Below are 25,873 nucleotides of genomic sequence, written 5' to 3'. Positions count from 1 at the left end.
ATTTTTAACCGTCGATTTATTATTATATTTACCATCGCAATTAAAAACCATCAGATTTTTTAGGATGAAATTTGATGAGAAAACTCAATTTTTGCTATTTTATGAAAAAAACTCAAACCAAGATTTTATTGGTCGACGATGAACCGGATATCTTAGAAATCGTAGGCTATAACCTTGCTCAGGAAGGGTATCAGATTGTAACAGCTTCTAACGGAAAAGATGCAATCGCAAAAGCTCAAAAAGAATTGCCGGATTTAATTATTATGGATGTGATGATGGCAGAAATGGACGGTATGGAAGCTTGTGAACATATCAGAAAAATACCAGAATTAAATAATGTAATCATAACATTTTTGACAGCAAGAAGTGAAGATTATTCGCAAGTAGCTGGTTTCGATGCAGGTGCAGATGATTATATTACCAAACCAATAAAACCAAAATTATTGGTCAGCAAGGTAAAGGCTTTGTTAAGAAGGTTAAAAGAACAAGAAGTCGTTAGCGATACTTTAAATGTTGGCGGAATCGAGATTAACCGGGAAGAATATAAGATCATAAAAGGAAATGTAGAAATTGCATTGCCAAGAAAAGAATTCGAATTGTTTTACTTATTGGCTTCAAAACCAGGTAAAGTTTTTAAAAGAGACGAAATCCTTGATAAAGTCTGGGGCAACGAAGTGGTAGTTGGAGGAAGAACAATCGATGTTCACATCAGAAAGTTACGCGAAAAGATTGGAGAAGATCTTTTTAAAACAATAAAAGGAGTAGGATATAAATTTGAAGTTTAATTTTTTTAAGATGCTAAGAGACTAAGATTCTAAGATTCTAAGTAATTTTGATTGAGATCTAACATTAAATTATAGCCCGTACTTTTATACTCAAAGTCAATCTTTATCAAAATTTAATTTGATAAAGATTGACTTTTGAAGATTATAGAAATAAGCTTTACTTTTATAGGAGCTTATATCACTTATATGGTGAAAATAATAATATCTAAATGGTTCAATACTATCAATGAAAATTAATTTTAAAAAAACATACAAATTTGCCATAAAATCGGCATTATATATAAGTCTTTTTGCAACGGGATTTGTACTGATTTTAATGTCATTATTTTATAAAGCGCAGTTAAAACATCAAATTGCCTTTGGATTAATTTTCATCATATCGATTTACATTTTCTCCTTTTTGGTTTTACAATATCGTGTAGAACGTTTTATCTACAGAAGAGTAAAAAAAATATACGATGAGGTTTCGTTATTAGAATCCACAACATTGATCAATCAGCCTATCACGACAGACATGGAAACGCTTTCGCGCGAAGTGAAAAAGTTTGCAACTGATAAAAAACTCGAAATCGAAATGCTCGAAATTAGAGAACAATACCGAAGAGAGTTTTTAGGAAATGTTTCGCACGAACTAAAAACGCCTTTGTTTACCGTTCAGGGTTATGTTTCGACTTTGCTGGATGGCGCAATGGATGATAAAAACATTCGAAAAAAATATTTAAAGCGTGCCGAAAAAGGTGTAGAACGATTGATTTACATCGTAGAAGATCTTGATATGATTACCAAACTCGAATCTGGCGATTTGGATTTGAATATGACCGATTTTGATATTGTAGTACTCATTCAGAATGTTTTTGATTTGCTGGAAATGAAAGCCGAAAAGAAAAAAATAAAATTGGCTTTTGAAAGCAGAAACGTAAAATCGGTTATTGTTCGTGGCGATCAGGACAGGATTCAGCAAGTACTCGAAAATCTGATTGTAAACTCCATTAAATACGGAAAAGAAGGAGGCTTAACCGAAGTAGGCGTAGTAAATCTAACCAAGAAAAAAGTTTTAATCCGAATTAGCGATAACGGAGAAGGAGTTGAAAAACAAAACATACCAAGACTTTTTGAGCGTTTTTACAGAGTGGATAAAAGCGGAACACGATCTGAAGGCGGTTCCGGTTTAGGATTAGCCATCGTAAAACATATTATCGAAGCGCACAAAGAAAAAGTATACGTAGAAAGTGAATTCGGAATTGGTTCGGAGTTCTCTTTTACACTCGAAAAAACGTATAAAACGCAAAAAGCAGAGGTTAAAAAATTGTAAGCTTTATAAATATCATACGCTATATATAGGGCCTGAAAACCCGAATAATATTTGCATAACCATTTCGAAACAAATCTTCTTATTTTGGTAACGCCTTGTTAATGATTTCTTAACATAGGTGATACATCTTTGCATCTTGAATTTTAGCGCATTATAAAAAGATGATAAAAAGAAACATAATTGCAATTTTATTGCTGATTACTTGTGTTGCAAATGCGCAAGAGTTAACAAAAGAAGATGTAAAAAAAGAAGTAGTTCGTCTTCTTGACTCTATCAACAAAGCCAAACTTCCGGATACCAAATCGGGTGTTAGCAATGACGAACACTGGTACGACAGAATCTCTTTAAGAGGTTATGCACAAATAAGATACAACGGTTTATTTTCTACAAACGATAAAGTTTCCTGCGAACAATGTGATAAATCATGGGGAACAACTTCGACAGCTCCGGATGCAAAAGCAAACAACGGACTTTTTATTAGACGGGCACGTTTAGTGTTTTCAGGACAGGTTCATCCCAATGTGTTTTTCTATTTTCAACCTGATTTTGCCAGTTCGCCAAGTACAGGAATTCAAAATTTCGTTCAGATCAGGGATTTGTATTTCGATCTTTCTTTTGATAAGAAAAAGGAATATCGCGTACGTGTGGGACAAAGTAAAATCCCTTATGGTTTTGAAAACATGCAATCCAGTTCACAGCGTTTGGCTTTAGATCGAAATGATGCCATGAATAGTGCTATATTAAACGAACGTGATTTAGGAATATTTTTTTATTGGGCTCCGGCCGAAATCAGAGAGCGTTTTGCCATGCTGGTAAAAGACGGTTATAAAGGTTCTGGTGACTTTGGAGTATTTGCCTTTGGAGTTTACAACGGTCAAATTGCCAATAAATTAGACGGAAACAGAGATTTGAATGTTGTCGCAAGAGTAACATATCCGTTTGTTATCGGAAATCAGATTATAGAACCTGGACTTCAGGCTTATACCGGAAAATGGGCTTTTACAGGCGAAATTTCAACCGGCGTTATCGTCAATGATCCGCAATATGTAAAAGACCAAAGAGTAGGAGCGACTTTTGTTTTGTATCCAAAGCCATTCGGAATCCAGACAGAATATAATATAGGAACAGGACCTCGCTATAATACACTTACAAACACAGTTGATGAAACCGATTTGAACGGTGGTTATGTCTTATTGAATTACAAATTGGATGTCAAAAAGCAGCATATTTATCCCTTTGCCAAATTTCAATATTATGACGGAGGAAAAAAATATGAAAAAGACGCCAGAAGTTATGTTGTAAGAGATTATGAATTAGGTATAGAATGGCAGCCAATAAAAGCCTTCGAACTTACAGCAGAATACGTGATTGCCGACAGAACTTTTGAAGACAGTGCGCTTCCAATCAACAGACAACAAGGAAATTTGTTGCGATTACAAGCGCAGTTTAACTTCTAAACTTTATCTTCAAATATAGAAAATAACGAATCCCAGTCGATGTTATCCTGAAACTGAGAAAAACCTGTAAACGACTTTACTCTTGATAAATCTTCAATGGTAAAGTCGTCTTGCAACGCATACGGTACCAAATTTTCATCCTGCAGTTTTATCGCTAAATATTCCTGTTCGTATTGTCCGGGTGTTGGAATAAAAAAAGCTTTTTTACCCAATTTAGCCAAATCCATAACAGTAGTATAACCGGAACGGCATAAAACCAATTCACTTTCGTTAAAAGTCTGTTCCAACTGTTTAGAATTCATGAAATTGTAATGCGTAACATTTCCTGATTCTCGTTTGGTCTGGTCTTTTTCGACTACACCTTTTACAAAAACCACTTTTCCCTCGTAATTCACGATTTCCTTTTCTAATTTTTGTTCCAGATATGTACGTTGAGGTTCTGGTCCGGAAAGAATAATCATTAAATCATATACTTTTGGCGTTTCCTTTTTTCGCATTCTGCTCAAAGGCCCAATATATTTTAAGTCCAGTTCATCGGTTTTTAAATGACCTAAATCTCCGGTAAGATTTACCTCTTCATTAGTGTCGGGAACCCAGCATTCATCGTATTTTTTTATAATATGCTGATGACATTTACTTGTAAACCAAGTCGTATTTCCCGTCATCACATTCAGTTGATGCGTTATAAAAACCGATGGAATTTTTTTACTGAAAACACCTAGTCTGTTGTCCGAAATAATACCGTCAATACCGTGTTTTTTAACCCACGATTTTACCATTCTTTTTTCATCGCGAATGGCAGTAATCATTTTCGGCAGGTTTTTAATCAGCTTCCATTTAAAATTTTTACCATTTTTAGCATATTCAATATGATACGATGGCAATTCAAGAGTTTGAACATAAGGGAATTCTTTTCTTAACAAAGCAAGCGCAATACCGTCAGAAGCTATTATCGGAATGAAGTTATTTTCCTGAAGAGCTTTTATAATCGGGATGCATCTTGTGGCGTGCCCTAATCCCCAGTTTAACGGTGCGACTAAAATAGTTTTGTTTGCAGAATATTCAATACTCATATTATGTTTGCTTTTTGACGAAGATATATAAATAAGTCTTTTCTGCTATTTCGGAGATATTACTAAATTATTAACTCTATATTTTATTTAAGTTGCTAAGATACTGAGGTTCTAAGTTTTTTCCCGGCAAATAAAAAAGCCGAACTTATGTTCGGCTTCAAAGTTTTATGTCTTACAATTTGAGCATTCTAAGAACCTCAGAATCTTAGTCTCTTAGCACCTTAGCACCTTTCTCCTTAATCCTGAATATACGTTTTGTTTCCGTTTTTATTAATGTAATACTTTCCGCCTTTTGGCCCGGTATACACTTTTTTACCGTTGTATTCTCCCGTAACTTTATCCGCTACTTTTGGAGCTTTTTCATTGGTTTCCTTCAAAGATTGTACAGTCGCTTTTTTAGTGGCTGTTGCATCTTTTTTTACCGATTTAGCTTTTGTGTCCGCTTTCGCTTCTGTCTTTTTTATGTCCGCTTTAGTGCTTTCGGTTTTGGCTTCTTTTTTTGCTTTTGCAGCATCAGCCTTTGCTTTTTTTGCATCTGCCGTTGCTTTGTCAGTCTTATCTGCTGCTTTTTTAGCTTTTGCAGCTTCTTTTTTAGCATCTGAAGCAGCCTGGTCAGCGTCAGATTTTGCTTTTTTCGTCTTAGCTTCTGTTTTAGACTTAGTCGTTTTTGTTGTTGTTTCCTGAGCATAGAAATTTCCGGAAAGCACAAATACAAAACAGATTAAAAATAATTTTTTCATAAGTTGAGAGGTTAAAATTTGAATTAAAAATAATCAATTTATGGTAATGTTGTTCGCAAAGTGTTAAAAATAAGCACGAAGCTGAACATTTCCGGTATGAACCGTATTTCCCGTCTCACTTTTTCTGCCCTGGTAATTTAAATTAATATCTAAAAACTGCGTGATGTTTTTCTGTAAAAGCAACTTCCAAACCAGATTTTGTCCAGCCTGAAGCCCCTCCAGCATCTGAAAACCGACAGATGAAAATTCATTGCCTTCAAATTTATTTTCATAAAAAGAAAACTCGCCATTTACTGTTATCTTTTTTTCGCCCGCATAAGAAAAAGAAGTTCCCAGCCTATTTTGACGCAGTGTTTCAAAATTCCCTATTTTGTTTTCTTTGTTTTGAAGTTCATAAAAGAAATCCAGACTCGTATTTTTCGAAAATAAATAACTGACTTTAGGTGCAATCTGATAACCTTCCAAGTCATAATTTTTCTCTGTAAAATCTTCTGAAACTAAGTTTGTTTTGATTGTTTTAGTGAAGAAATTAAACAGCCAGCTTTTTTGATACAAATGCGTGTATTGCAATTGATGCGAATTGTTAGTGACATTTTGTGACCCAATCGAAAGCAGGTTTTTCCCTTTATTAATAAGGTAAGAATATGTTACAGAATGTTTTTGCTTGCCTCGATTATAATATAAACTGTTTCTGAAACTGGAATTTAATCCCAAAACATTTTCTTCAGAAGAACTAAACGGATTCAGTTCTAAACGATCACCGTCACTTTTTACCTTTCGATCCATAATAAACGAAGTCTGATTGTAAAAATAAGACGCCAGTTTTTTGAAGCCCGTTTCGTTTTGCCATTGCAGCGGATTTAAAGTAACCGATTGCGAAAATTTATTCTGATTGGTTTTAATGTAAATCTGATTCGGTAAAAAGATGCGGATAAACTTTGCCTGATCCGGAAAAGGCGCCACTTCAAACTCTTCCAATTCCTGAATTCCGTTGCCATTATAATCATTCCAGGTATAAACGCCCTGACCCGCCGGAACTTCGACATACGTAAATTCCTGTTGCGCAATAGTTCCTGAACTCGTTTCATAAGCCGTTCCTATTTGCATAAACTGATTAAAAAACCGATCGTTATACAGAATTCTGGAATTCAACGAAGGCTCATTTTTTCTCGAAACATCCGTAAAATTCAAAGTTCGATAACTCGCATAAACCGCCAAATCTGTTTTTTTGTTCTGAATCAATTTCGATTTCAAAACATACATTCGGGAATCGTTAACATGCTGCAGCAAACCATTTTGCAAACTGTCGTTGCGGCGCTGTAAATATCCCAGTTGGACAAATACTTTTGTACTGTCGCCGCGTCCAACAAAAGCGCCATATTCTGAAAATCTTTGGCTCAGGGCCGAAAACTGATTTGTAACTTTATCTTTTTCCTGATTGTCTTCGATTTGAAAACTGCCTCCAACCCAGTTTTTACCAAAATGATATTTCGTTTTCGCCAGATTTCGAATGAATTTTGAAGTCGAAGCCGTCGCATTAGAATTTAAAAAACTACCCTGATTTTCTATTGTCCATTTATTCAGTTTAAAAAAAGCCGTTGCCGTATGTCGCGCTCCCGAATAGCTTTCGGTATAATCTAATTTCTCAAATTGATATTTAAATAAACCAATATTTGTAGTTTCCTTTTTGGCAAATAACTCAAAATTTACACCCGTAACCAAAAGACTTTGATTGCCTAAAAGCGAAGTTGTATTTAAATTCCAATCGCGGTTAAACTCAATATTATATAAACGCTCCACAGATCTGAAATCTTCCTGAACAAACTGGTAATTGGCAAAACCATCCAAAGTCCAGTCTCTTGTAAATAGCCGTTTTTTGACATTGGTTTTAAAAGCAATTCCTTGATTATTAGGATCGTCAATATTCGAAAATAAATTTTGATCCTTGTTGCTCATGGCAATTTCAAAATCAGCAAAAGTTTTTTCATCAGGATTGTATTTTCCCAGAAAAGTCGCCACCTGAATTTTCATTGGTGCAACCAGCTTTACAATAGGTTCATAATTTCCCTGCAAAACGCCGTTTATTGGCGATACATATTGATAAATGCGCTCAACAGAATTGTTGTTTTGAATGATATAATTCCCCAGATTATTGCCAACAAGACTAAATTTTACATTGTATAAAACATCGCTCGAATTGTTCGAATATTCATAAACATCAACATTGTTTACGAGTACTTTTTTATACAAAATTTTAGTATCAGCATAAGCATCTTCATAAGCAGAAGGCGCGACCATTAAGTTTTGATCGTCTCCAGCCTGACTCAAAATCTGAACCTGTTCTGTAGAAAGATTTTGCTGCAAAGGCTGGTTTTTCATATCATTTTCAGAATAAATATAACCGCCAAAGCTCCAGCTTTTATTCTCGTGCGTTGCGCCCGCATAAGTAACTAGTCGGTTGTAATTTCGTTCAGAATATTGGTATTCGACATTGATACGCATTTCAGATGTAATCGGAAAAAGCGAGGTAAACACAATTTCTCCCGCGTTATAATCAATCACATAATCGTTGTTTTCACCACGTTTCAGCAAAACACCATTTACATAAACGCGCTCAGAACCGGAAATGACCAAAACGTACAATTCGCCATTTTGCCCTTTTAATTTATAAGGTCCCTGATTGCCTTCCTGTCCCGTAAAAGTACTTTTGGCATATTGTCCTTTTACAAAAGCAACCGATGCAAAAACATTGGTTTTATTTTCTTCACCACCAAAATCAAAACTCGTCGCAAGTCCCTGAACCTTTTTATTAAAACTCAGGAATTGGGTTTTTCGGTTTTCCAGAAAAACATCGCCTGCGCGAATGTTCCAGTCATCACTAAAAAGTTCCATGAAAATATTATCAAACTGATCCAGTTTTTGCGAATATCCTCCATCTTGTAACGGAATATTATTGTCCTGAAGCGAAGCCCGCAAACTCACTTTATCTGATATTTTTCCGGTGATCTGAAGATCCAGATTAGAGTTCAAAACCGTATTTTGATTATTCCCAATAGTGACACCTCGCGTAATACTTCCCGAAGTATTTAAACCCTCAAACGGAGTAACTTTTTTGGCATTTTCATTTTCGAGTTTGTATAATTTCTCTGTGCCAACATCGTTGCTAACCACCTGACTGTCTTTGTAAAGCGAATATTCTTTGGTTAGGAAATCAGGATATTTTAAATAATTGACAATTAAAGTATCTGAAACCGAATTGAATTTTTCATTTAAAAGTAGAGTTCCTTTTTGAAAATCAATTTTATAAAAAGTAGAATCAATCCGTTCATTTTTAGTATTTAAAAGCTCAAAAAAACTGGAGTTTATACTAAATTTTTCCAGGTGGATTGTGTCTTTTGTTACGATTACTTTTTTCGTTTGATACGATGATTCCGTTTCCTGCGCCTGAACACCAGAAAACCAAAACAGCACCATTAAAAACAGTAATTTTTTCAACATACAGACTTTAACTCTAAAAAGCCAAAAGTAGTATTTATAATTGGGAAATTCTGAAGGATTTACACGTCCATAATATTGTGAGTTAGAGCATTATTCTATTATTTTAAAATAGTAGTAGCATCATAAATCAATCTTTTTTTTAGCTTTGTCTGCAATAACCAATTTAGATTATGGATACTGGCAAAGAACTTTTATTCTTTTTTAGTGCTTTGGGAGCTTTCAACGGAATTATTCTTGGCGTGTACTTTTTCTTTTTTACGAAGAAAAAATACCTGACCAACTATTTCCTTGGTGCGCTTTTATTTGCGTTAAGTATTCGAATCGGGAAATCTGTATTTGTGTATTTTGATCCCACTTTGCCCAAAATGTATTTGCAGTTTGGACTTACAGCCTGTTTTTTTATTGGTCCGTGTTTGTATTATTTTCTGAAATCAGCCATCGAAGAAGTAAATGTGATGCCAAAATCCTGGAAAATCACGCTTTTATTTTGGGGAATTTTGATTGTGACAGTTGGAATTTTATATCCATATGAAGATTATCCAAAACTTTGGGGACACTCGATTATAAAAGTAATTTATTTTCAATGGTTCGTTTATATTGTTTTTTCAGCATATACTATCCGAACAATTTTAAAAAAAATAATAGATCCAAAACAAAAAGCAACACCTTCAGAAATCTGGTTCGGAATGCTTTTTCTGGGTAATTTCCTTTTGTTTCTGTTTTATTTTCTTTCGATTATGGGCGCGTCAGGAGCAACTTATATAAGCGGTGCCGTGGTTTTTTCTTTTATTTTATATTTAATTATTTCGATTCTTTTATACCGAAAGAAGACGGATGATTTGTTTCTGCTGAACAATCAAAAATATTTGGGTAAAAAAATAGATGCGACGGAAGCTGCTATTTTATCTGAAAAATTAGAAAAAATCATGATTGACAAAAGTTTATACAAAAATCCAAATTTGAGTTTACAAGATTTAGCACTGGAACTTACTATTTCAAGTCATCAGTTGTCGCAGTTTTTAAATAACAATCTGGGAAAAAATTTCACCAGTTTTATTAACGAATTCAGAATAAACGAAGCGTGTAAAATCATCACTTCAAATGATAAACTAACATTAGAATCTATAGGTTATGATGTTGGTTTTAATTCGAAATCGACATTTTTTGCCGCCTTTAAAAAACATACCGGAACAACGCCGCTAAATTATCAACTGCAGGCTTTACAAACTTAAGTTATGAATATTGGTAAAGAAATATTATTCTTTTTTGGTGCTTTGGGCGCTTTCAACGGATTTATTCTGAGTGCGTACTTTTTCTTTTTTACCAGAAAAAAATACCTTACCAATCTTTTTCTTGGCGCTTTGCTTTTGGCTTTAAGTATTCGGGTTGCGATTACGGTTTTTGTTTATTTTAATCCTGATTTGCACAAAACGTATCTTCAAATTGGGCTTTCTGCCTGTTTATTAATTGGTCCGTTTTTGTATTACTTTCTAAAATCAGGAATTCATTCCGTTACTGTAATTCCGCAAATTTGGAAATATCATCTAGCAATTTGGTTTGTGCTGATATTGAGTATTGGGTTTTTATTTCCGTATAAAAATTATCCGGTTTTATGGAATGATTATTTTGTAGCAGTTATTTTTCTGCAATGGTTTAATTACCTCTTTTTGTCAGGTTTTGAAAGCCGACTATTGCTTCAAAAAACTATTCAAAATTATGATACTACCTCTCCGGCCGAAAAATGGTTTGCGATGATTTTCTTCGGTGACGCGATTATTTTTCTTTTTTATTTTCTTGGTTTTGCCAGAGTTCCATTTATTTCGTGTGTAACAGGTTGTTTGTCCTTTACATTTATTTTGTATTTAATAATCCTGATTCTTTTATACCGAAAAAAAACAGACGATTTGTTTTTATTGAATATTCAGAAAGCAAAAAAAATAGACCAAAAAGAAGCGGCAGTATTAGCTGAAAAATTAGAAAAAATCATGCTCGACAAAAGTTTATACAAAAATCCAAATTTAAGTTTACAGGATTTGGCGCAGGAACTGAATATTTCAACTCATCAGTTGTCGCAGTTTTTAAACAATAATCTGGGCAAGAACTTTACCAGTTTTGTAAATGAATTTAGAATAAACGAAGCCTGCAAAACCATAGTTTCAAATGATAAACTCACATTAGAATCGATAGGTTATGATGTTGGTTTTAATTCGAAATCCACATTTTTTGCGGCCTTTAAAAAACATACCGGAACAACACCTTTAAACTACCAGATTCAGGGATTTCAATCGTAAACAGAGTATTGATTTATAAATTCGTACTCCTGAATTCTCTTTCCATTACCTCATTTTGCGGTTTTGAGCTGACTTTTGTCACTACAAAAAGTCAAACCTTAACCGTTACAATTTATGAAGTTTTTAATTTCAGTTTTCGTTTTTATCTATTGTTTCTTTTTTGCCTTGAATGCAAAAGCGCAAACTAAACCAGCAATTCCAGCAAAAGTTGAAAGTCAAAATAATGAGTTAAATGAAGTCATTATTAAAAAACAATCGCCATTGTTAAAATACGGAGCAAACGGAACAATCGATGTGAATGTTGCCAATACAGTTTTGGCGACAAGCAGTTCTGTAAACGAATTATTGGGCAGAGTTCCCAATGTTGTCGTTGCCGAAGGACAAATTAGTGTTTTGGGAAAAGGAGAAGCCATTATTTACCTAAACGGAATTTTGATTAATTACGAACGTTTTACGGCGATCCCGGTTTCGCAGATTTTAAAAATAGAAGTCATATCAAATCCATCTTCAAAATACGATGCAGAAGGAAAAGCGGTCATTAATATTATTACAAAAAGAAGTATTGAAAGCGGAACAATGGGAACGGCAAGTCAGCAATTAACAGTTTCTAAATTTGCCGGAACGAGCACAAACACGCTCCTTGATTTTAATTATACGAAAGGAAAATTTTCGTTTATAACCAATTACGGACTGCAATTAGGCAAAGGCCGGGAACTTTTGTACACGACAAGAACGCGCTCAAATCCCGATGATTTTATGCGATCGCAACTTACAACAGATTGGAAACGCCAGTTTAATAATTACTCTAATTTTGGTTTTGGCGTGCAATATGCTTTTTCTGATAAGGATTATATTTCATTAGCATACAGCGGAAATATTGAAGATTTAGGCGGAGCAATTGTAAGTCGAAATTCTATCGAAGACAATACCGGAACTAATTTTTATGCGACAGATATTGCTAAAAACGATGTTTTGCTAAATCAGTTTGTCAATTTAAGCTACAATATGATCACCGACAGTAAAGGTTCGTCGTTATTTATAGCAAGTCAATATTCAAATTATAATGGAACGATACACGATTTTATTGACGAGAATAGTCTGGTCGATAACTTAAATACCGGGCAATATTTAAAAAATAATGTTGCAAATGGTATAAATATAATAATGGCACAAGCAGATTATTCTAAGAAAAATAATGAAAACACCAAACTCGAAACGGGGGCAAAGTTTAGTTATGCTACTATAGATTCAGGCACGGAGTTTTTGAAAGCGAATCCGGAGGATGAAATTTTTGAGTTAGACGATGAACTCTCCAGCGACTTTTCATACAAAGAAAAAATTGGTGCGGCGTATTTTAATTACGGAAAATCGTTGGGCGAAAAATTTAATTTTTCGGTTGGCGCCCGAGGCGAATGGACAACGTATGATTTGTTTACGAACGCAAACGGAATTCAGAAATTCAGTAAAAGTTATGGCAATATTTTTCCAAACGTACTTTTGAATTTTGATTTTTCTGAAGATTGGAAAGCGCATTTCTCCTATGTTTCCAGAATTACAAGACCAAGATATCAGGCATTAAATCCGTATGTTATTTATCAGGATCCGTTTACGACAATAGAAGGGAATCCGAATTTGGTTCCTGAGAAAACACATGCTTTCGAAATTGGAACGATGTACAAAAAGTTTGATTTTAAAATTGGATATACCTATAAAATCGATCCTATTTCTGGTGCGGCTTTGCGCGGCGATACACCCAACAGTTATGTTTTAAAAGGCATAAATCTCGAAAGTGGATATGTTTTTTTTAGTTCGCTTTCCAGGTCTTTTAATGTCAAATGGTGGACTTCTACAAACACAATAAGTGTTAATTTATCGAAATCTATAGATCATTATTATTCGTATGTTTTTAGTCCCGTAAAGCCTCAGTTTTACTTGTATTCCAATAATACATTTGCAATTCCGAATCTCTTTAAAGTCCAGCTTCTTGCCTGGTATTTGGGAGACAGAGGTTATGGATTGGGAAACGATAACAGCCGTTCAACAGTAACGTTAGGAATCGAAAGAAATTTTTTCAAAGATGCTTTAAAAATCAATTTTACGGCAAATGATATCTTTCACGATTTTATGGTTTCGGGAGATTATAATGTGGGACAAACCCAAATTTATTATCACAGAACCTACACAACAAATTATTTCAAATTAATCGCCACTTATAGTTTTGGAAATTCGAAAAAGACGAATTATAAGAAATCTGAAATTGAACAGACGGAGAATAACAGGGCGAGATAGATTTATTGAAAAGAAGAATACTTATTTTTCTTTCCAATAATCACTGTAAAAATTATTTGAGTTCATTAATTGCTGATGATTTCCAGAATGAGAAATAGTTCTATTTTCTAAAATATAGATATAATCTGCTGTGTTTTTTAAAATATTTAAACGATGAGAAATAAACAGAATCGCGCAATTTGGTTTTATTTTTTCAAATAATTTCATGGTAAAATTTTCGGTATTTCTATCCATAGCTGATGTCGCTTCGTCAAGAATTAAAAACTGGGGTTTTTTATACAAAGCTCTTGCTAAAGCAATAATTTGCTTTTGTCCGCCGCTTAAATTAATTCCTTCTTCGCCAACAATAGTGAGTACTCCTTGTGGTAATAAATTGAAAAAGAAATCGAAATGATATTCTTCAATAAATTTCAGAATATTTTCTGGTGAATCAGTCGTGCCTAAAAGAATATTATCAATTACATTGCCGTTAAATATTGTTATTTCCTGAGGAATTACGGCTAATAAATTTCTATAACTTTTAAGCTCAATATTTTGTAATTTATATTTGTTGTTTAAAATAATATATCCATTTTCGCAATTATAAAAACGTTGTAATATTTGACTGATTGTACTTTTTCCGCTCCCGCTTTCTCCAACTATAGCCGTAAACTTTCCTTTTTGAATTTCAATATTTATATTATGAAAAAGTTCACTTCTACCGGCAAATCGAAAGGAAAGATTTTGAATAGAAATACTGTTTATTTCAAAAATTTCTAAACCTTCTTCATTTTCTTTTTCGATAGATGCAAATTCATACATTCTGTTAAAAGCAATTTTAGCTTCATTTATAGGAATAGAAATTAGTGCCAAATTTGCAATTGAAGGCAATAAGGAACCAGCTATTCCTAAAATAGCCATAAGCTCACCAATTTTAATTTCTTTATTAAAAACCTGAACAGAAGTGTAGATTAAGATTCCAATTAAAAAAAGAACACTTGCCAGTCCGGATTGCCAGGATAATGAAATATTAATTTTTCCTAAATTAAATATTTTTTCTTGAAAATTGGCGAAAACATATTTGTTTAATTTGTTGAAAATAAGTTGTTTATTGTCGTTTTTTATAGTCGAAATTCCTTGAATAGTATTTATATGGTTACTTTCATTAATGGCATCACTTTGCATTATTTCTATTTGTGCCTTGATTATTTTTTTTTTATTTCGATAAATTATAAAGAAATAGATTGGTAAACTTAGTATGGAAATTAAACCCAGATCCCATGAATAACCAAACAAAAAAACTAAAGATATTATTGAAACTAAAACATCAATAACTAAAGTACTGGAAAGCATTTTAATTACACCTTGTACGCGTTGAGCATCATTTAATCTTGCAATAAGTTCACCTGTTTTTCTTGTGTCAAAAAAAGATTTAGGAAGATGTAAAAGTGAAAAGAAAAATGTATTATTTATTCGATTATTGAAATCTTTAGATTGTTGTAATAAGAAGAATTGTCTTAAAATAGTTATTCCAATTTTAGCTAAAAGCAAAATCGCCAAAAGTGAAATTCCAGATATTAATTTTTTAATATTGTGGGAAGGTAAAATATCGTCAATTAATTTTTGGGAAAATAGTGCCATTGACATTCCTAAACCTGCAATAAAAATACCTAACAGGATAGAAATCCAAATGAGTTTATAATCTTCTTTTAAGATACTTATGAACCATTTTTTCTGTGCATTTTTTTTTGCTTTTTCAGTAATAAAGTTCTCATTTGGTATAAGGGTTAAGCACGTTTTTGAAATCCATATTTTTTCTAATTCAGAAATAGATATATTATATATTCCTTTTCCAGGATCGCCAATTAAAAAACCTTTGGTTTCATGATATCTGTAACAAACAATATAATGTTGTGATTGGTTTTCAGTTAAAGTATGTAAAATAACCGGTTGTTTATGATCAATTAGAGTTTGTATATCTGCTTCGCAGCCCTCAGCGTTAAATCCTGATTGAATGGCAACTTGGTACAAACCTAACATTGTAGTTCCTTGTCTGGTTGTGCCGCTTAATTCTCTGAGTTTTTCAATAGATTGATTTCCGTTATATAATTTAATAATGGATAATAAACAAGCGGCTCCACAATCTGATTGATCAAGTTGTAATGTGTGCGTTTTTTTAATATGTTTTAAATTCATTTTGAGTTTATTCTACATTCATTTTACCTAACAAAGTTTTTGTATTAGTTTGTCCCTTAATTTTTTCAATTAAATGCTGATTTTTGTCATAAAGTACTAAACAAGGCAATGAATTCACATCAAAAGTACTTGCGAAAGTAGCTTTGTTATCACATAAAAAATAAACATTATCATAAGTTGTTAATTGATGTATTTGAGCAAATTTTTTGATAGTTTCCGGTTTTTCAAACGACACAAAAACCAATTGAATATCCTTAAATTTAGATATATTTTCTTCGATCATTTGTGTTTCATTATCGCAATACTCACATTCTGTATCGAAATAAATAAAAACAGTCGCAGTTTCTTTTTTTAGATCTTCATTAGTAAAAACACCATCATTTATATTTTGATAACTAAAAGCAGGAATAATTTCTATGTTTTGAGCTACTTCATTTTTATGATTTATTTTAAGCACAATTTGTGAGCATAAAAAAAGTAAAAACCCAATAAAAATTGTAATAAGAATAGTTTTTAGATATTTTTTCATTTTTCTTTTTTACTTATAATCTGTGAGATAATAACCAGAATCATTGTAATACTTCCCAACAAAGTTGAAGGAATGTCTGTATCATAAAAGTAATATCGAACAATGTGTGCAATCAATATTATAAAGCACATAACAACAAATATTTTTCTGATTTTAGACATTTTAAGAATAATTAAGAGTGAAAAACATTACCGTCGCGACCCATAATAATAAACCGGGAACATAACTCGAACCAACAATTTTTAGCCCGTAATCAGTATTCGTATTTGTTAACTTGCCAATTTGAAAACCTAAATAAATAATGTAAAAAAGTTCAAATAAGTTAAGTACTTGAAACGGATAAATAAACCAAGTTTCAAGACCTTTATAGCCTATTATATTTAATGCTGATAGTGGATAGAAATTTTGAATATCATTTAAATCATATTTTGTTTGGAAAAAACTGAACCAGAAAATTTTTAAAATGGGAACTATTACAAAAATGAATTCTGCATTTATAACCGCATTCCAAATAATTTTATATTTTATATCTCTATTAGATAAGAATAAACCAATGTAAACTATTGTAGCGATTGTTAAAGTTTTAATTAAAATGATAGCATAAATATAAAAATAAGCTAACCAATGCCAATTATCTTGGAACTCAAAATAACTGTTTAATTGATCTAAGGTTAAATAATCTGAAAGGAAATGACGAAGTAAACCCTTAAGATTAAGTATTATATTAGAAATTTCAGTTAATATCGTAAACGTTATAGAAAGTAGAAGACACTTTAAAAAAGTATTATTCATTTTAATGTTGTGATGTTCTGTTAATAAAAAAGCATTATCCAATTATGAATAATGCTTTCAAAATTTTATTAATCTTAATAAACTCTAATGATTTAAAGAAAGCTATTTCTCAAAATATAATTCTTTAAAATATTTTATATTCCATAATGGTATAATGAATAATAAAAAATCATTCTTTTTAAGAATATTTTTTTTTGATAATCTATAATAATCAGTAAAGAGTCTATAGAGATAATAGAATACTAATAATGTACAAAATAAGATTGAATCACCATTTTTTGCACTAAAATACAGCAAAGGTAATGGCAATAAAATTTGAAAATAATAGATCACTAAGTTTTTCATGTTGAATTTGTTGAAGATTAAAACAAGATAGGTTAACACCCATTTTTTGCTGCACAGGCAAGTGCAAATGCAACAGCAGTTTGTGGAAGAAAGGCAGTTGAAAGAGTTGCTACTACCGATCCCCATCCATGATTTGTATATACATCACTCATACAACCAACGACATTAGAGCCAGAACAACCTCCTCCACCTTCATCAGCATATTTAAGTTTTTCTGCTCCACCGGTCAAAATTTCCATTTGATTTAGTTCTAATTTTTTCATAAACAAATAATTAAGTTAATAATATTGATAATTTTTATACAAAGCTATAAGCTCTTCAAAGTTATTCTTATGCATAAATCGGTTATTTCAAGTCTGAATTCGAATATTCTAGTTTTTCTTCTTTTTGTAAAATCTATCGTATATAAGATATGATGTACATGATCCAATTATGATAGGAGAAATTTGTGAGAATAATTCTTTTTCTGAAGAAACTCCGAAAATTATTAATTCATAAATCCCAAAACTTATATAACAAATGCAAGCAATGAAAAATATTTTAATCATTAATTTATTGAAAGTTGTCATTGATTCTTTTTTTAAGTTTAAAATAAAATTAGTGTATAATAGAAATAAGTCTTAGTCAATTTTCGGTTTTTTTTTATTCTTCAATATGTATTATTGTAAATTATTTCCTATGTTTACAACGACAAAAGAGTAATTTATGAATGTATCTGTAGGAAATAAACTAAAAGAATTGCGTAAGGCAAAAAATATGTCGCAGGAAGAAGTTGCTGATTTTTTGCACATCTCCCAATCTGCATATGCAAGGATGGAACGAGGAGAGAGTACATCTTGGGCAAGCCATTTTGCCCGAATCTGTGAAGTTTTTGAAATAGCTCCACAAGATTTGGTAAAGAAAGAGCGTGGTTCTTCTAATTATGAAAATTTGACTAATTATGAGCGATCAACAGAAACAGCGATGTTAAGTGTTTACAGAAGAATTATTGAACAATACGAGTTACAAATTGAAAACCTAAAAACGATAATTAGAAATTTAAATAGTGATAGAAGTTAAACAAAAAAGGCTTCACATTTCGTGAAGCCTTAATATATGAATTGAAATAATTACCTTTTATAAAAGAATTAATTTAATTCTTTAGTTACAATCTGCATGGTTTCTCTACTCACTTGTTTCAATAAAACCGCTTTGTTTTCTTCCACCGTTTGAGCGGCCTTTTCTGTAAAGTGACGAATAGTATAAAGCGTTACATTCTCACTATAATCTACTTTGAATTTTTTCGAAAGAATGGCATTTAATTCATTGAAATTTCCAAATTTATCTTCTACACAAACAGAAAAACTAATCGCAGAGTTCTGGATTAAATTTACTTTGATTTTGAATTCGTGGAATAAACCAAAAATTTCACTAATGTTTTCTTCCATAATAAAAGAAAAATCAATCGACGAAAGTGAAATTAAAAGCTGTTCTCTTTTTACAATAAAACAAGGATATTGTGGCTCCAGATCAACCCCTTTAGAAACACAAGTTCCTTTTAATAACGGATTGATAAAAGATTTTACGTATAACGGAATTTCTTTTTTCTGTAAAGGCTGTAATGTTTTTGGGTGAATAACCGTTGCGCCGTAAAAAGCCAACTCGATAGCTTCACGATAAGAAATCTGGTTTAACAAACTCGCATTTTCAAAATAACGCGGATCCGCATTCATAACTCCGGGAACGTCTTTCCATATTGTTACACTTTCTGCACCAAGGCAATAAGCGAAAATCCCCGCAGTATAGTCAGAACCTTCGCGACCCAGCGTTGTAGTAAAGTTATTTTCATCGGCACCTAAAAATCCTTGTGTGATATTTAATGTTTTTCTTGGTACATTTTTACTGATAAGCTGTTCAGTTGTTTCCCAATCTACTTCTGCATCTCTGTAATTTGCATTGGTTTTAATGAAATTACGAACATCAAGCCATTGTGTCTGAATGCCTCTGAAATTCATATAATGACTCAGAATTGTAGTCGAAATCAACTCTCCAAAACTCACAATCTGATCATAAACAAAATTGTAATTTGGTGATTTGTTATGTGCCAGGAAATATTCCAATTCAGAAAACTGAGCATTTACCGCAGCAAAAACTTCGTGTTTTTCATCTTCAAATAAATCCAATACAATTTTATTGTGGTAATTTTTAATTTCCTGTACAGAGGAATTTAATTCTCCCGATTGATCAAAATAATTCTTAATTACAACTTCAAGAGCATTTGTGGTTTTTCCCATAGCCGAAACTACCAAAATCACATCTTCATAACCCACTTTTTGTAAAACGTCATATACGTTTTTAATTCCATCTGCATCTTTTACCGATGCTCCACCAAATTTAAATACTCTCATTTTTAATTTTAGATTTTTAATTTTTTCCGCCACGAATTCACGAATTATTTTTTAATCTTTACGAATGAAAATTCGTGAATTCATGGCAAACTTGACACAGATTTTAAAATCTTTTTAATCCTTACAATCTGTGGCTAAATATTTTTTTTACAATTTCTCCAAAAACGAATTGATTCCCGTCTGATCCATTTGAACAACCTGCCAGTCTTCTAAGATTCTTGCGCCGGAATTCTTGTAGAAATTTACCGCCGGCGTATTCCAGTCAAGAACATTCCATTCAATTCTTCTCACATTATCTCTTTTTCCCTGTTTCATAATTTCGGCATAAAGAGCAGAACCCAAACCGGTACCACGCATTTTTTCTTTTACGATTAAATCCTCAAGGTGAATCGTTTTTCCTTTCCAGGTCGAATAGCGATAATAATATAATGCGATTCCAACAATTTCTTTTTGCTGTTCGCCATTTTCAATCTCGGCTACAAAAACTTGAAACAATGGTTTTTCGCCAAAACCGTCGCGTTTTAAATCTTCTTCTGTTATAACAACAGCTTCAGGTTCTTTTTCGAATATTGCCAATTCCTGAATCAGTTCCAGAACCGCTCTCATGTCTTCAGGATTTCCTTTTCTAATATTCATTATTCTTATTATTAGTTGTTTATTAGCTAAATATGTATTTTTTTATTCGCTCCTTCTTAGCTTTAATTAGCAAATATATAATAGTAGCAAACTAACAAAATAATTTTTAAATCATTCTCACAAAAAAAACGATATTTGTGACTTAAAATTAAAACTACAACGATTTAGTAATGGAAGAACGCAATAAAACACTGGGAGAGTTTATTATTGAGAACCAAAAAGCATTTCAATATTCGTCGGGGGAGCTTTCCCGTATTATCAATTCTATACGTTTGGCGGCCAAGGTTGTCAACTATAAAGTAAACAAAGCTGGGTTAGTGGATATTATTGGCGCTGCAGGCGAACAAAATATTCAGGGAGAAGACCAGCAAAAATTAGATGTGTATGCAAACGAAATATTTATCCAGACGTTAATTAACCGCGAGATTGTCTGTGGAATTGCTTCAGAAGAAAACGACGATTTTATTACAGTTCAGGGGAGCGACAACTGTCATAATAATAAGTACGTGATCTTAATGGATCCGCTTGACGGATCTTCAAACATTGATGTGAATGTTTCTCTGGGAACCATTTTTTCGGTTTTCAGACGAATCACACCAATTGGAACTCCGGTAACAAGCGAGGATTTTTTACAACCGGGAGTAAATCAGGTGGCTGCAGGATATGTAATTTACGGCACATCGACTATGTTGGTTTATACGACGGGTTTTGGCGTAAATGGTTTTACGTTAAATCCGGCTATTGGAACATTTTATCTTTCACATCCAAATATGAAATTTCCGCAAGACGGACATATTTATTCGGTAAACGAAGGAAATTATGTGCATTTTCCGCAAGGAGTAAAAAATTACATTAAATATTGTCAGCGCGAAGAAGACGACAGACCGTATACTTCAAGATATATAGGAAGTCTGGTTTCTGATTTTCATCGAAATATGATCAAAGGCGGAATTTATATTTATCCAACAAGTTCAAAAGCGCCAAAAGGAAAATTACGTTTGTTATACGAATGTAATCCAATGGCATTTATTGCTGAACAGGCAGGAGGAAAGGCAACAGATGGTTTTGGAAGAATTATGGAAATCCAGCCAACCGAATTGCACCAAAGAGTTCCTTTTTTCTGCGGAAGCTATAATATGGTAGAAAAAGCAGAGCAATTTATGGCAGAAGCTGAGTAGTTTTTAGTCTCAGTTTTCAGTCTCAGTTTTCAGTCTCAGTCTGAATAAAAATAGAAAACCCGACAGATTTTTTAAAATCTGTCGGGTTTATTTTATATAATATTTCGTCTGAAACTGTTACTAATTCCCATTTTCAAGTCTGAAAACTGAAAAACTGCGACTGAAAACTGAAAAACTGCGACTGAAAACTAAATACTATTTATGCATATGCTGCATTTCGTAAACAAAAGTATCGGCATCGACCTTTTTGTCTACTAATGATAATGCTTTTGCAACTATATAATTTACATTGCTTGGAGTAAATCCTAAAGCAATTCCTAATTTTCTTAGCATTACCTCTTGTTGGTCTTCCAAATGGTGATCAACATGTACCATTCTGGTTAGATCGTATAAACGCTCTAATCGTTGAACATGCAGATAAGGCGGGTTGATTGGGTATTTTAATGGATCGTCAAGAATTTCTTCGTACTCAGTCTCTGAAATTTCTAAACGAGAAGCTAATTTGTCCAAGAAACTTTTTTCTTCAGGAAGCACAATACCGTCTGCTAATGCTACACGAACAATTGCTGAAAAGTGACCTTTATTTCTTTGTTTGAATTCGCTATCGAATAAATCTGAAAATGACATAATTGTGGAGTTTTTTATCACGCAAATATAAATCTTATTTTAAATTAATAATTTTAATTTTCTCATAAAATTTAACTTATTTTTCTGCGTTGATTTAATATCGGGGTATCTCAAATTTTTCAAAATAAATCGTAAGTTTACGACCCCTTAATCAATTAATACCTTTTACCTATGTCAGAATTTTGGATTTATTTTCAGATAGGATTAAAGCATGTTTTAGATATTCACGCTTATGATCACGTTCTTTTTTTAATCGCATTAACCGTTCCCTACACCTTTAAAGACTGGAAAAGAATCTTGCTTTTGGTTACGGTTTTTACAGTTGGTCATACTTTAGCTTTACTGCTTTCTGTTTTTGGAATCATTGCTGTAAAAGTAAATATTGTTGAATTTTTAATTCCAATTACGATTTTGATAACCGCATTTTATCATCTCTTTACAGCAGGAAAAGCAACTAAAAATGACGGACTGAATTTAGTCTTTTTTGTGACCTTGTTTTTTGGAATTATTCACGGGCTTGGATTCTCAAATTATTTTAAAACAATTTTAGGTGGTACCGCAACGTCAAAATTACTACCTTTAGGGGAATTTGCTTTAGGTATCGAAGCCGCACAACTCATTGTAGTTTTTGTGGTTTTATTAATATCATATATAGTACAAACCGTATTTCGTTTTTCAAAACGCGATTGGGCACTTGTAATGTCGGCTTTTATTATCGGAGTTGTGATCCCGATGATCGTAGAAAGCCCAATTTGGAACAGATAAAATTAAATGGAAGTAAAAAAGTTAAATAAATACGATAAAGCATATCTTCGAATTGCCAAAGAATGGAGTTTACTCTCTTATTGCAAACGCAAACAAGTAGGCGCAATTATTGTAAAAGACCGAATGATTATCTCTGATGGTTACAATGGTACACCATCCGGATTTGAAAATTGCTGCGAAGATGAGGAAGGATTAACACGTTGGGACGTCCTCCATGCCGAAGCAAATGCCATTTTGAAAGTAGCGCGGTCAACACAATCCTGCGAAGGAGCGACATTGTATATCACACTTTCGCCTTGTAAAGAATGTAGTAAGCTCATTCATCAGTCCGGGATAAAAAGAGTGGTTTATAAAGATGGTTATCGCGACGATTCGGGAATTCAGTTTTTAATAAAAGCAGGTATCGAAGTCGAACATATTCCTGTTTTAGAAGAATAAATGAAAATTAATTCAACATATTTACCCATCGTTATAGGAGCTACTTTTGCTCTTGGCACCGTTCTCGGAAGCGTGATGAATGCTCCCGCCGATGATCAGCTTTTGGCTAAAACCAGCTCAAAAACCAAGCTGAATAAACTGATTGATTTTATCAATAATGAATATGTTGATAAGGTAAATACAGATTCTATTGTAAACCTTACCGTAGATAATATTTTATCTAAACTCGATCCGCATTCTGTTTATATCCCGCCAAGTGAACAGGCTGAAGTCGCAGAAAGTATGAAAGGTGATTTCGTGGGAATCGGAATTAATTTTTATATGTACCGTGATTCTGTAGCGATTATAAGACCGGTTGAAAACGGACCTTCGGCGAAAGCCGGATTAAAATCGGGAGACCGAATTTTATTTGCAGGAAAAACGAAATTATTTGGGCGAAAATTACCTTCAGACAGTTTATTCTCAAAACTAAAAGGAATAAAAGGTTCTGAAATAGAATTAACGGTTTTTAGAAAATCGGAACAAAAGAAACTTAAATTTAAAATAAAAAGAGACGTTATTCCGTTGAAAAGTGTTGACGCTTCTTTATTATTGGATAATAAAACCGGTTATATTAAAATAAATCGTTTTGCCGAAACTACTTATAAGGAATTCAAAACCGGTTTAACAAGATTAAAACAAAACGGAATTCAGTCTCTCGTAATTGATCTCCGTGATAATGGCGGCGGTTATATGGAAGAAGCGGTGGCTATTGCCGATGAGTTTCTAAAAGACAAACAGCTGATCGTTTTCACTAAAAATAAAAACGGAACCACCGAGAGAACATACGCGACGAAAAGCGGTAGTTTTGAGACGGGAAAAGTATATGTTTTAATCAATGAAAACAGTGCTTCGGCAAGTGAAATTTTAGCTGGTGCCATTCAGGATAATGATCGCGGTACTATTGTAGGCCGACGTTCTTTTGGAAAAGGTCTGGTGCAGCGCGAAATGGATTTTAACGACGGATCTGCAGTACGCTTAACCGTGGCAAGATATTATACGCCAACCGGAAGATCGATTCAAAAACCATATAAAAAAGGAAACGAAGAATATTATAAGGAATCTGAAGATCGTGTTAAATCTGGCGAACTTTATGCAAAAGACAGTATTAAAGTCGCTGATTCTTTGAAATTTAAAACGCCAAAAGGCAAAATTGTTTATGGCGGCGGCGGAATCGTTCCGGATGTTTTTGTACCAATGGAAGCCGAACATGGAAATGAAAATGTTGCTTATTTATTGCAAACCGGAATCGTAGGTCATTTTGTTTTTGAAGAATTAGATAAAAACAGAAGTGCTTTTGCTGGACTTCATTTCAATGAATTTTTAGCGAAGATGAAAGGCTCGGACGCTTATTTCAAAAAATTCCAGAACTATATTTTAATGACCGGTTTAGATCTTAAATTAGATAAAACTAAAGCTTTGGTGAATCGTTATATTACTGCAGAATTTGCCAGACAGTTATATGGAGAATTGTATTATTATGACGTAATTCTAAAAGATGACGCCATGATTAAAGTAGTTTTGAATCCGAAGAAATAATTTAATTTTTTTGATATGAAAACAGAAGCAATCGTAAATGCGGAAATCGAACTTTTGACAGCAATTAAAAAAGCAGATCTTGCGGTTTTAGAAAAAATGCTTCATGATGATTTACTATTCAATTTGCCTGACGGAAATACAATTACAAAAGAGTTTGATTTAGAATCCTATCGTTTAGGCAAAATGAAAGTTGAAACTCTGGAAGCTTCAGATCAAACTATTAATATAATAGATGATACTGCAATTGTTGCTGTAACGGTTTCTTTAAAAGGAACTTATGATAATAATCCTATTGTTGGAGCGTATCGTTATATCAGAGTCTGGAAACAATTTGATGAAGATTTAAAAGTAATTGCCGGAAGCTGTGTTGTTTTACAATAATTAAATAATAATAATTTTTTAAAGTATTATATAACACTTCTTGTGCCGAACTTAACGTACTTTACATCACTAATAATTTAAAAATAGCTAGCGAGCTTTTTATATCCCGAGACTTTGGGATTGCAAACTTTGCGGTTAAAAAAACAAAATATGAAAAATCTAAAAAGAATAAGTGCATTTTTAATTTTAATGGCTTTTGTAATTTCTTGTAACTCTATGAAAAACAGTAGTAATAATACAATTACAGGAAAAGTAGAATCAATCGAATCAGGAAAAGATGGTTACACAGCTAAAATAAATACAGATAAAAAAGAGGTTTATTTTGCAACGGTAAGTATCGTAAATGTTGGCGGACCTGAAAATTATAAAAGATTTAAAGAAGGAGAAGTAGTTTCAGTAAAAGGAGAAATCTGGAAAGCCGAAAACGAAAACCATATTAAGGTAACGCAAATCGTTTCGGTAAAATAAAAAGCAAAACATTAAAGTTTTTAAACCATTAAGAGATTAAGAAAAATTAAGTCAAATGCTTAATAATCTTAATCTCTTAATGGTTTATTTTTGATGATGAAATTTATATTGTCAGTTAGAAATTAAGTA

Annotated in this window: 23 protein-coding genes; 13 read left to right on the top strand and 10 right to left on the bottom strand. The window is 32.7% G+C overall.

The features are described from left to right. Positions 1-101: 101 nt before the first annotated feature. The 3 genes from AC3QL1_RS03020 to AC3QL1_RS03010 all read left to right on the top strand — a co-directional run bounded on the left by AC3QL1_RS03020 (position 102) and on the right by AC3QL1_RS03010 (position 3,554). Complete coding sequence (locus AC3QL1_RS03020) at positions 102-785, top strand: response regulator transcription factor (RefSeq protein ID WP_026983516.1); 684 nt, start codon at positions 102-104, stop codon at positions 783-785. A 226-nt stretch (positions 786-1,011) separates the two neighbouring features. Continuing rightward, on the top strand, positions 1,012-2,097 hold the full coding sequence (locus AC3QL1_RS03015) for a sensor histidine kinase (RefSeq protein WP_492494974.1): 1,086 nt from the start codon (positions 1,012-1,014) through the stop codon (positions 2,095-2,097). A 161-nt stretch (positions 2,098-2,258) separates the two neighbouring features. After that, positions 2,259-3,554, top strand: a complete 1,296-nt coding sequence (locus AC3QL1_RS03010) for a porin (protein ID WP_492494972.1) — start codon at positions 2,259-2,261, stop codon at positions 3,552-3,554. On the opposite strand, the gene AC3QL1_RS03005 is transcribed toward AC3QL1_RS03010, so the two are convergent. The 3 genes from AC3QL1_RS03005 to AC3QL1_RS02995 form a co-directional block, all read right to left on the bottom strand. Continuing rightward, complete coding sequence (locus AC3QL1_RS03005) at positions 3,551-4,627, bottom strand: glycosyltransferase (RefSeq protein ID WP_492494970.1); 1,077 nt, start codon at positions 4,625-4,627, stop codon at positions 3,551-3,553. The two genes, AC3QL1_RS03010 and AC3QL1_RS03005, sit on opposite strands and share 4 nt — an antisense overlap. A gap of 236 nt (positions 4,628-4,863) precedes the next feature. Next, positions 4,864-5,367 carry a hypothetical protein gene (locus AC3QL1_RS03000; RefSeq protein ID WP_492494969.1) on the bottom strand — a complete coding sequence of 168 codons (504 nt, stop codon included), beginning with the start codon at positions 5,365-5,367 and terminating at the stop codon, positions 4,864-4,866. Between the two features lie 63 nt (positions 5,368-5,430). Continuing rightward, a complete protein-coding gene (locus AC3QL1_RS02995) occupies positions 5,431-8,865 on the bottom strand; it encodes a DUF8818 domain-containing protein (protein WP_492494968.1) in 3,435 nt (1,144 codons plus the stop codon). A gap of 170 nt (positions 8,866-9,035) precedes the next feature. Between AC3QL1_RS02995 and AC3QL1_RS02990 the strand changes: the two genes are divergently transcribed. From AC3QL1_RS02990 to AC3QL1_RS02980, 3 genes are all read left to right on the top strand, one after another. Then, positions 9,036-10,097 carry a helix-turn-helix domain-containing protein gene (locus AC3QL1_RS02990; RefSeq protein ID WP_492494966.1) on the top strand — a complete coding sequence of 354 codons (1,062 nt, stop codon included), beginning with the start codon at positions 9,036-9,038 and terminating at the stop codon, positions 10,095-10,097. A 3-nt stretch (positions 10,098-10,100) separates the two neighbouring features. Continuing rightward, complete coding sequence (locus tag AC3QL1_RS02985) at positions 10,101-11,156, top strand: helix-turn-helix domain-containing protein (protein ID WP_492494964.1); 1,056 nt, start codon at positions 10,101-10,103, stop codon at positions 11,154-11,156. 114 nt (positions 11,157-11,270) lie between these two features. Then, complete coding sequence (locus tag AC3QL1_RS02980; RefSeq protein WP_492494963.1) at positions 11,271-13,445, top strand: TonB-dependent receptor domain-containing protein; 2,175 nt, start codon at positions 11,271-11,273, stop codon at positions 13,443-13,445. Positions 13,446-13,466: 21 nt separating this feature from the next. Here the strand turns inward: AC3QL1_RS02980 and AC3QL1_RS02975 are convergent, their stop codons facing one another. From AC3QL1_RS02975 to AC3QL1_RS02960, 4 genes are all read right to left on the bottom strand, one after another. After that, a complete protein-coding gene (locus AC3QL1_RS02975; RefSeq protein WP_492494961.1) occupies positions 13,467-15,620 on the bottom strand; it encodes a peptidase domain-containing ABC transporter in 2,154 nt (717 codons plus the stop codon). Between the two features lie 7 nt (positions 15,621-15,627). Then, positions 15,628-16,149, bottom strand: coding sequence for a TlpA family protein disulfide reductase (locus AC3QL1_RS02970; protein WP_492494959.1), 522 nt, complete (start codon positions 16,147-16,149; stop codon positions 15,628-15,630). Between the two features lie 162 nt (positions 16,150-16,311). Continuing rightward, positions 16,312-16,941 (bottom strand): hypothetical protein, encoded by a 630-nt coding sequence (locus tag AC3QL1_RS02965; RefSeq protein ID WP_492494957.1) that lies wholly within the window; start codon positions 16,939-16,941, stop codon positions 16,312-16,314. A 377-nt stretch (positions 16,942-17,318) separates the two neighbouring features. Beyond that, positions 17,319-17,549, bottom strand: a complete 231-nt coding sequence (locus AC3QL1_RS02960; protein ID WP_492494955.1) for a hypothetical protein — start codon at positions 17,547-17,549, stop codon at positions 17,319-17,321. Positions 17,550-17,991: 442 nt separating this feature from the next. Between AC3QL1_RS02960 and AC3QL1_RS02955 the strand changes: the two genes are divergently transcribed. After that, positions 17,992-18,345: a helix-turn-helix transcriptional regulator gene (locus AC3QL1_RS02955; protein WP_492494953.1), complete on the top strand. Its 354-nt coding sequence runs from the start codon at positions 17,992-17,994 to the stop codon at positions 18,343-18,345. Positions 18,346-18,413: 68 nt separating this feature from the next. On the opposite strand, the gene AC3QL1_RS02950 is transcribed toward AC3QL1_RS02955, so the two are convergent. Continuing rightward, positions 18,414-19,673: an aspartate kinase gene (locus AC3QL1_RS02950; protein WP_492494952.1), complete on the bottom strand. Its 1,260-nt coding sequence runs from the start codon at positions 19,671-19,673 to the stop codon at positions 18,414-18,416. 147 nt (positions 19,674-19,820) lie between these two features. Continuing rightward, positions 19,821-20,309, bottom strand: coding sequence for a GNAT family N-acetyltransferase (locus AC3QL1_RS02945; RefSeq protein WP_492494950.1), 489 nt, complete (start codon positions 20,307-20,309; stop codon positions 19,821-19,823). A 170-nt stretch (positions 20,310-20,479) separates the two neighbouring features. Here AC3QL1_RS02945 and fbp point away from each other — a divergent pair, with 170 nt between their 5' ends. After that, the gene (gene fbp / locus AC3QL1_RS02940; RefSeq protein WP_492494948.1) at positions 20,480-21,487 is read left to right on the top strand and encodes a class 1 fructose-bisphosphatase; all 1,008 of its coding nucleotides are present in this window, start codon (positions 20,480-20,482) and stop codon (positions 21,485-21,487) included. Positions 21,488-21,682: 195 nt separating this feature from the next. Here fbp and AC3QL1_RS02935 read toward each other — a convergent pair whose 3' ends face one another. Beyond that, complete coding sequence (locus tag AC3QL1_RS02935) at positions 21,683-22,114, bottom strand: tellurite resistance TerB family protein (RefSeq protein WP_492494946.1); 432 nt, start codon at positions 22,112-22,114, stop codon at positions 21,683-21,685. A 171-nt stretch (positions 22,115-22,285) separates the two neighbouring features. Between AC3QL1_RS02935 and AC3QL1_RS02930 the strand changes: the two genes are divergently transcribed. The 5 genes from AC3QL1_RS02930 to AC3QL1_RS02910 all read left to right on the top strand — a co-directional run bounded on the left by AC3QL1_RS02930 (position 22,286) and on the right by AC3QL1_RS02910 (position 25,744). Then, a complete protein-coding gene (locus AC3QL1_RS02930) occupies positions 22,286-22,879 on the top strand; it encodes a HupE/UreJ family protein (protein WP_492494945.1) in 594 nt (197 codons plus the stop codon). A 6-nt stretch (positions 22,880-22,885) separates the two neighbouring features. Further along, entirely contained in the window at positions 22,886-23,317 is a 432-nt protein-coding gene (locus AC3QL1_RS02925) for a deoxycytidylate deaminase (protein WP_232682551.1), read from the top strand. Beyond that, positions 23,318-24,895 (top strand): S41 family peptidase, encoded by a 1,578-nt coding sequence (locus AC3QL1_RS02920; protein ID WP_492494943.1) that lies wholly within the window; start codon positions 23,318-23,320, stop codon positions 24,893-24,895. A gap of 15 nt (positions 24,896-24,910) precedes the next feature. Then, complete coding sequence (locus tag AC3QL1_RS02915; protein WP_492494941.1) at positions 24,911-25,276, top strand: nuclear transport factor 2 family protein; 366 nt, start codon at positions 24,911-24,913, stop codon at positions 25,274-25,276. A 150-nt stretch (positions 25,277-25,426) separates the two neighbouring features. Then, positions 25,427-25,744, top strand: coding sequence for a hypothetical protein (locus AC3QL1_RS02910; RefSeq protein WP_492494939.1), 318 nt, complete (start codon positions 25,427-25,429; stop codon positions 25,742-25,744). The last annotated feature ends 129 nt before the right edge of the window (positions 25,745-25,873 follow it).

The sequence above is a fragment of the Flavobacterium sp. GW823-FHT04A11 genome (assembly GCF_058796535.1).
Note: the sequence above shows the minus strand (reverse complement) of the source record. Positions and strands in the feature narration are given on the sequence as shown.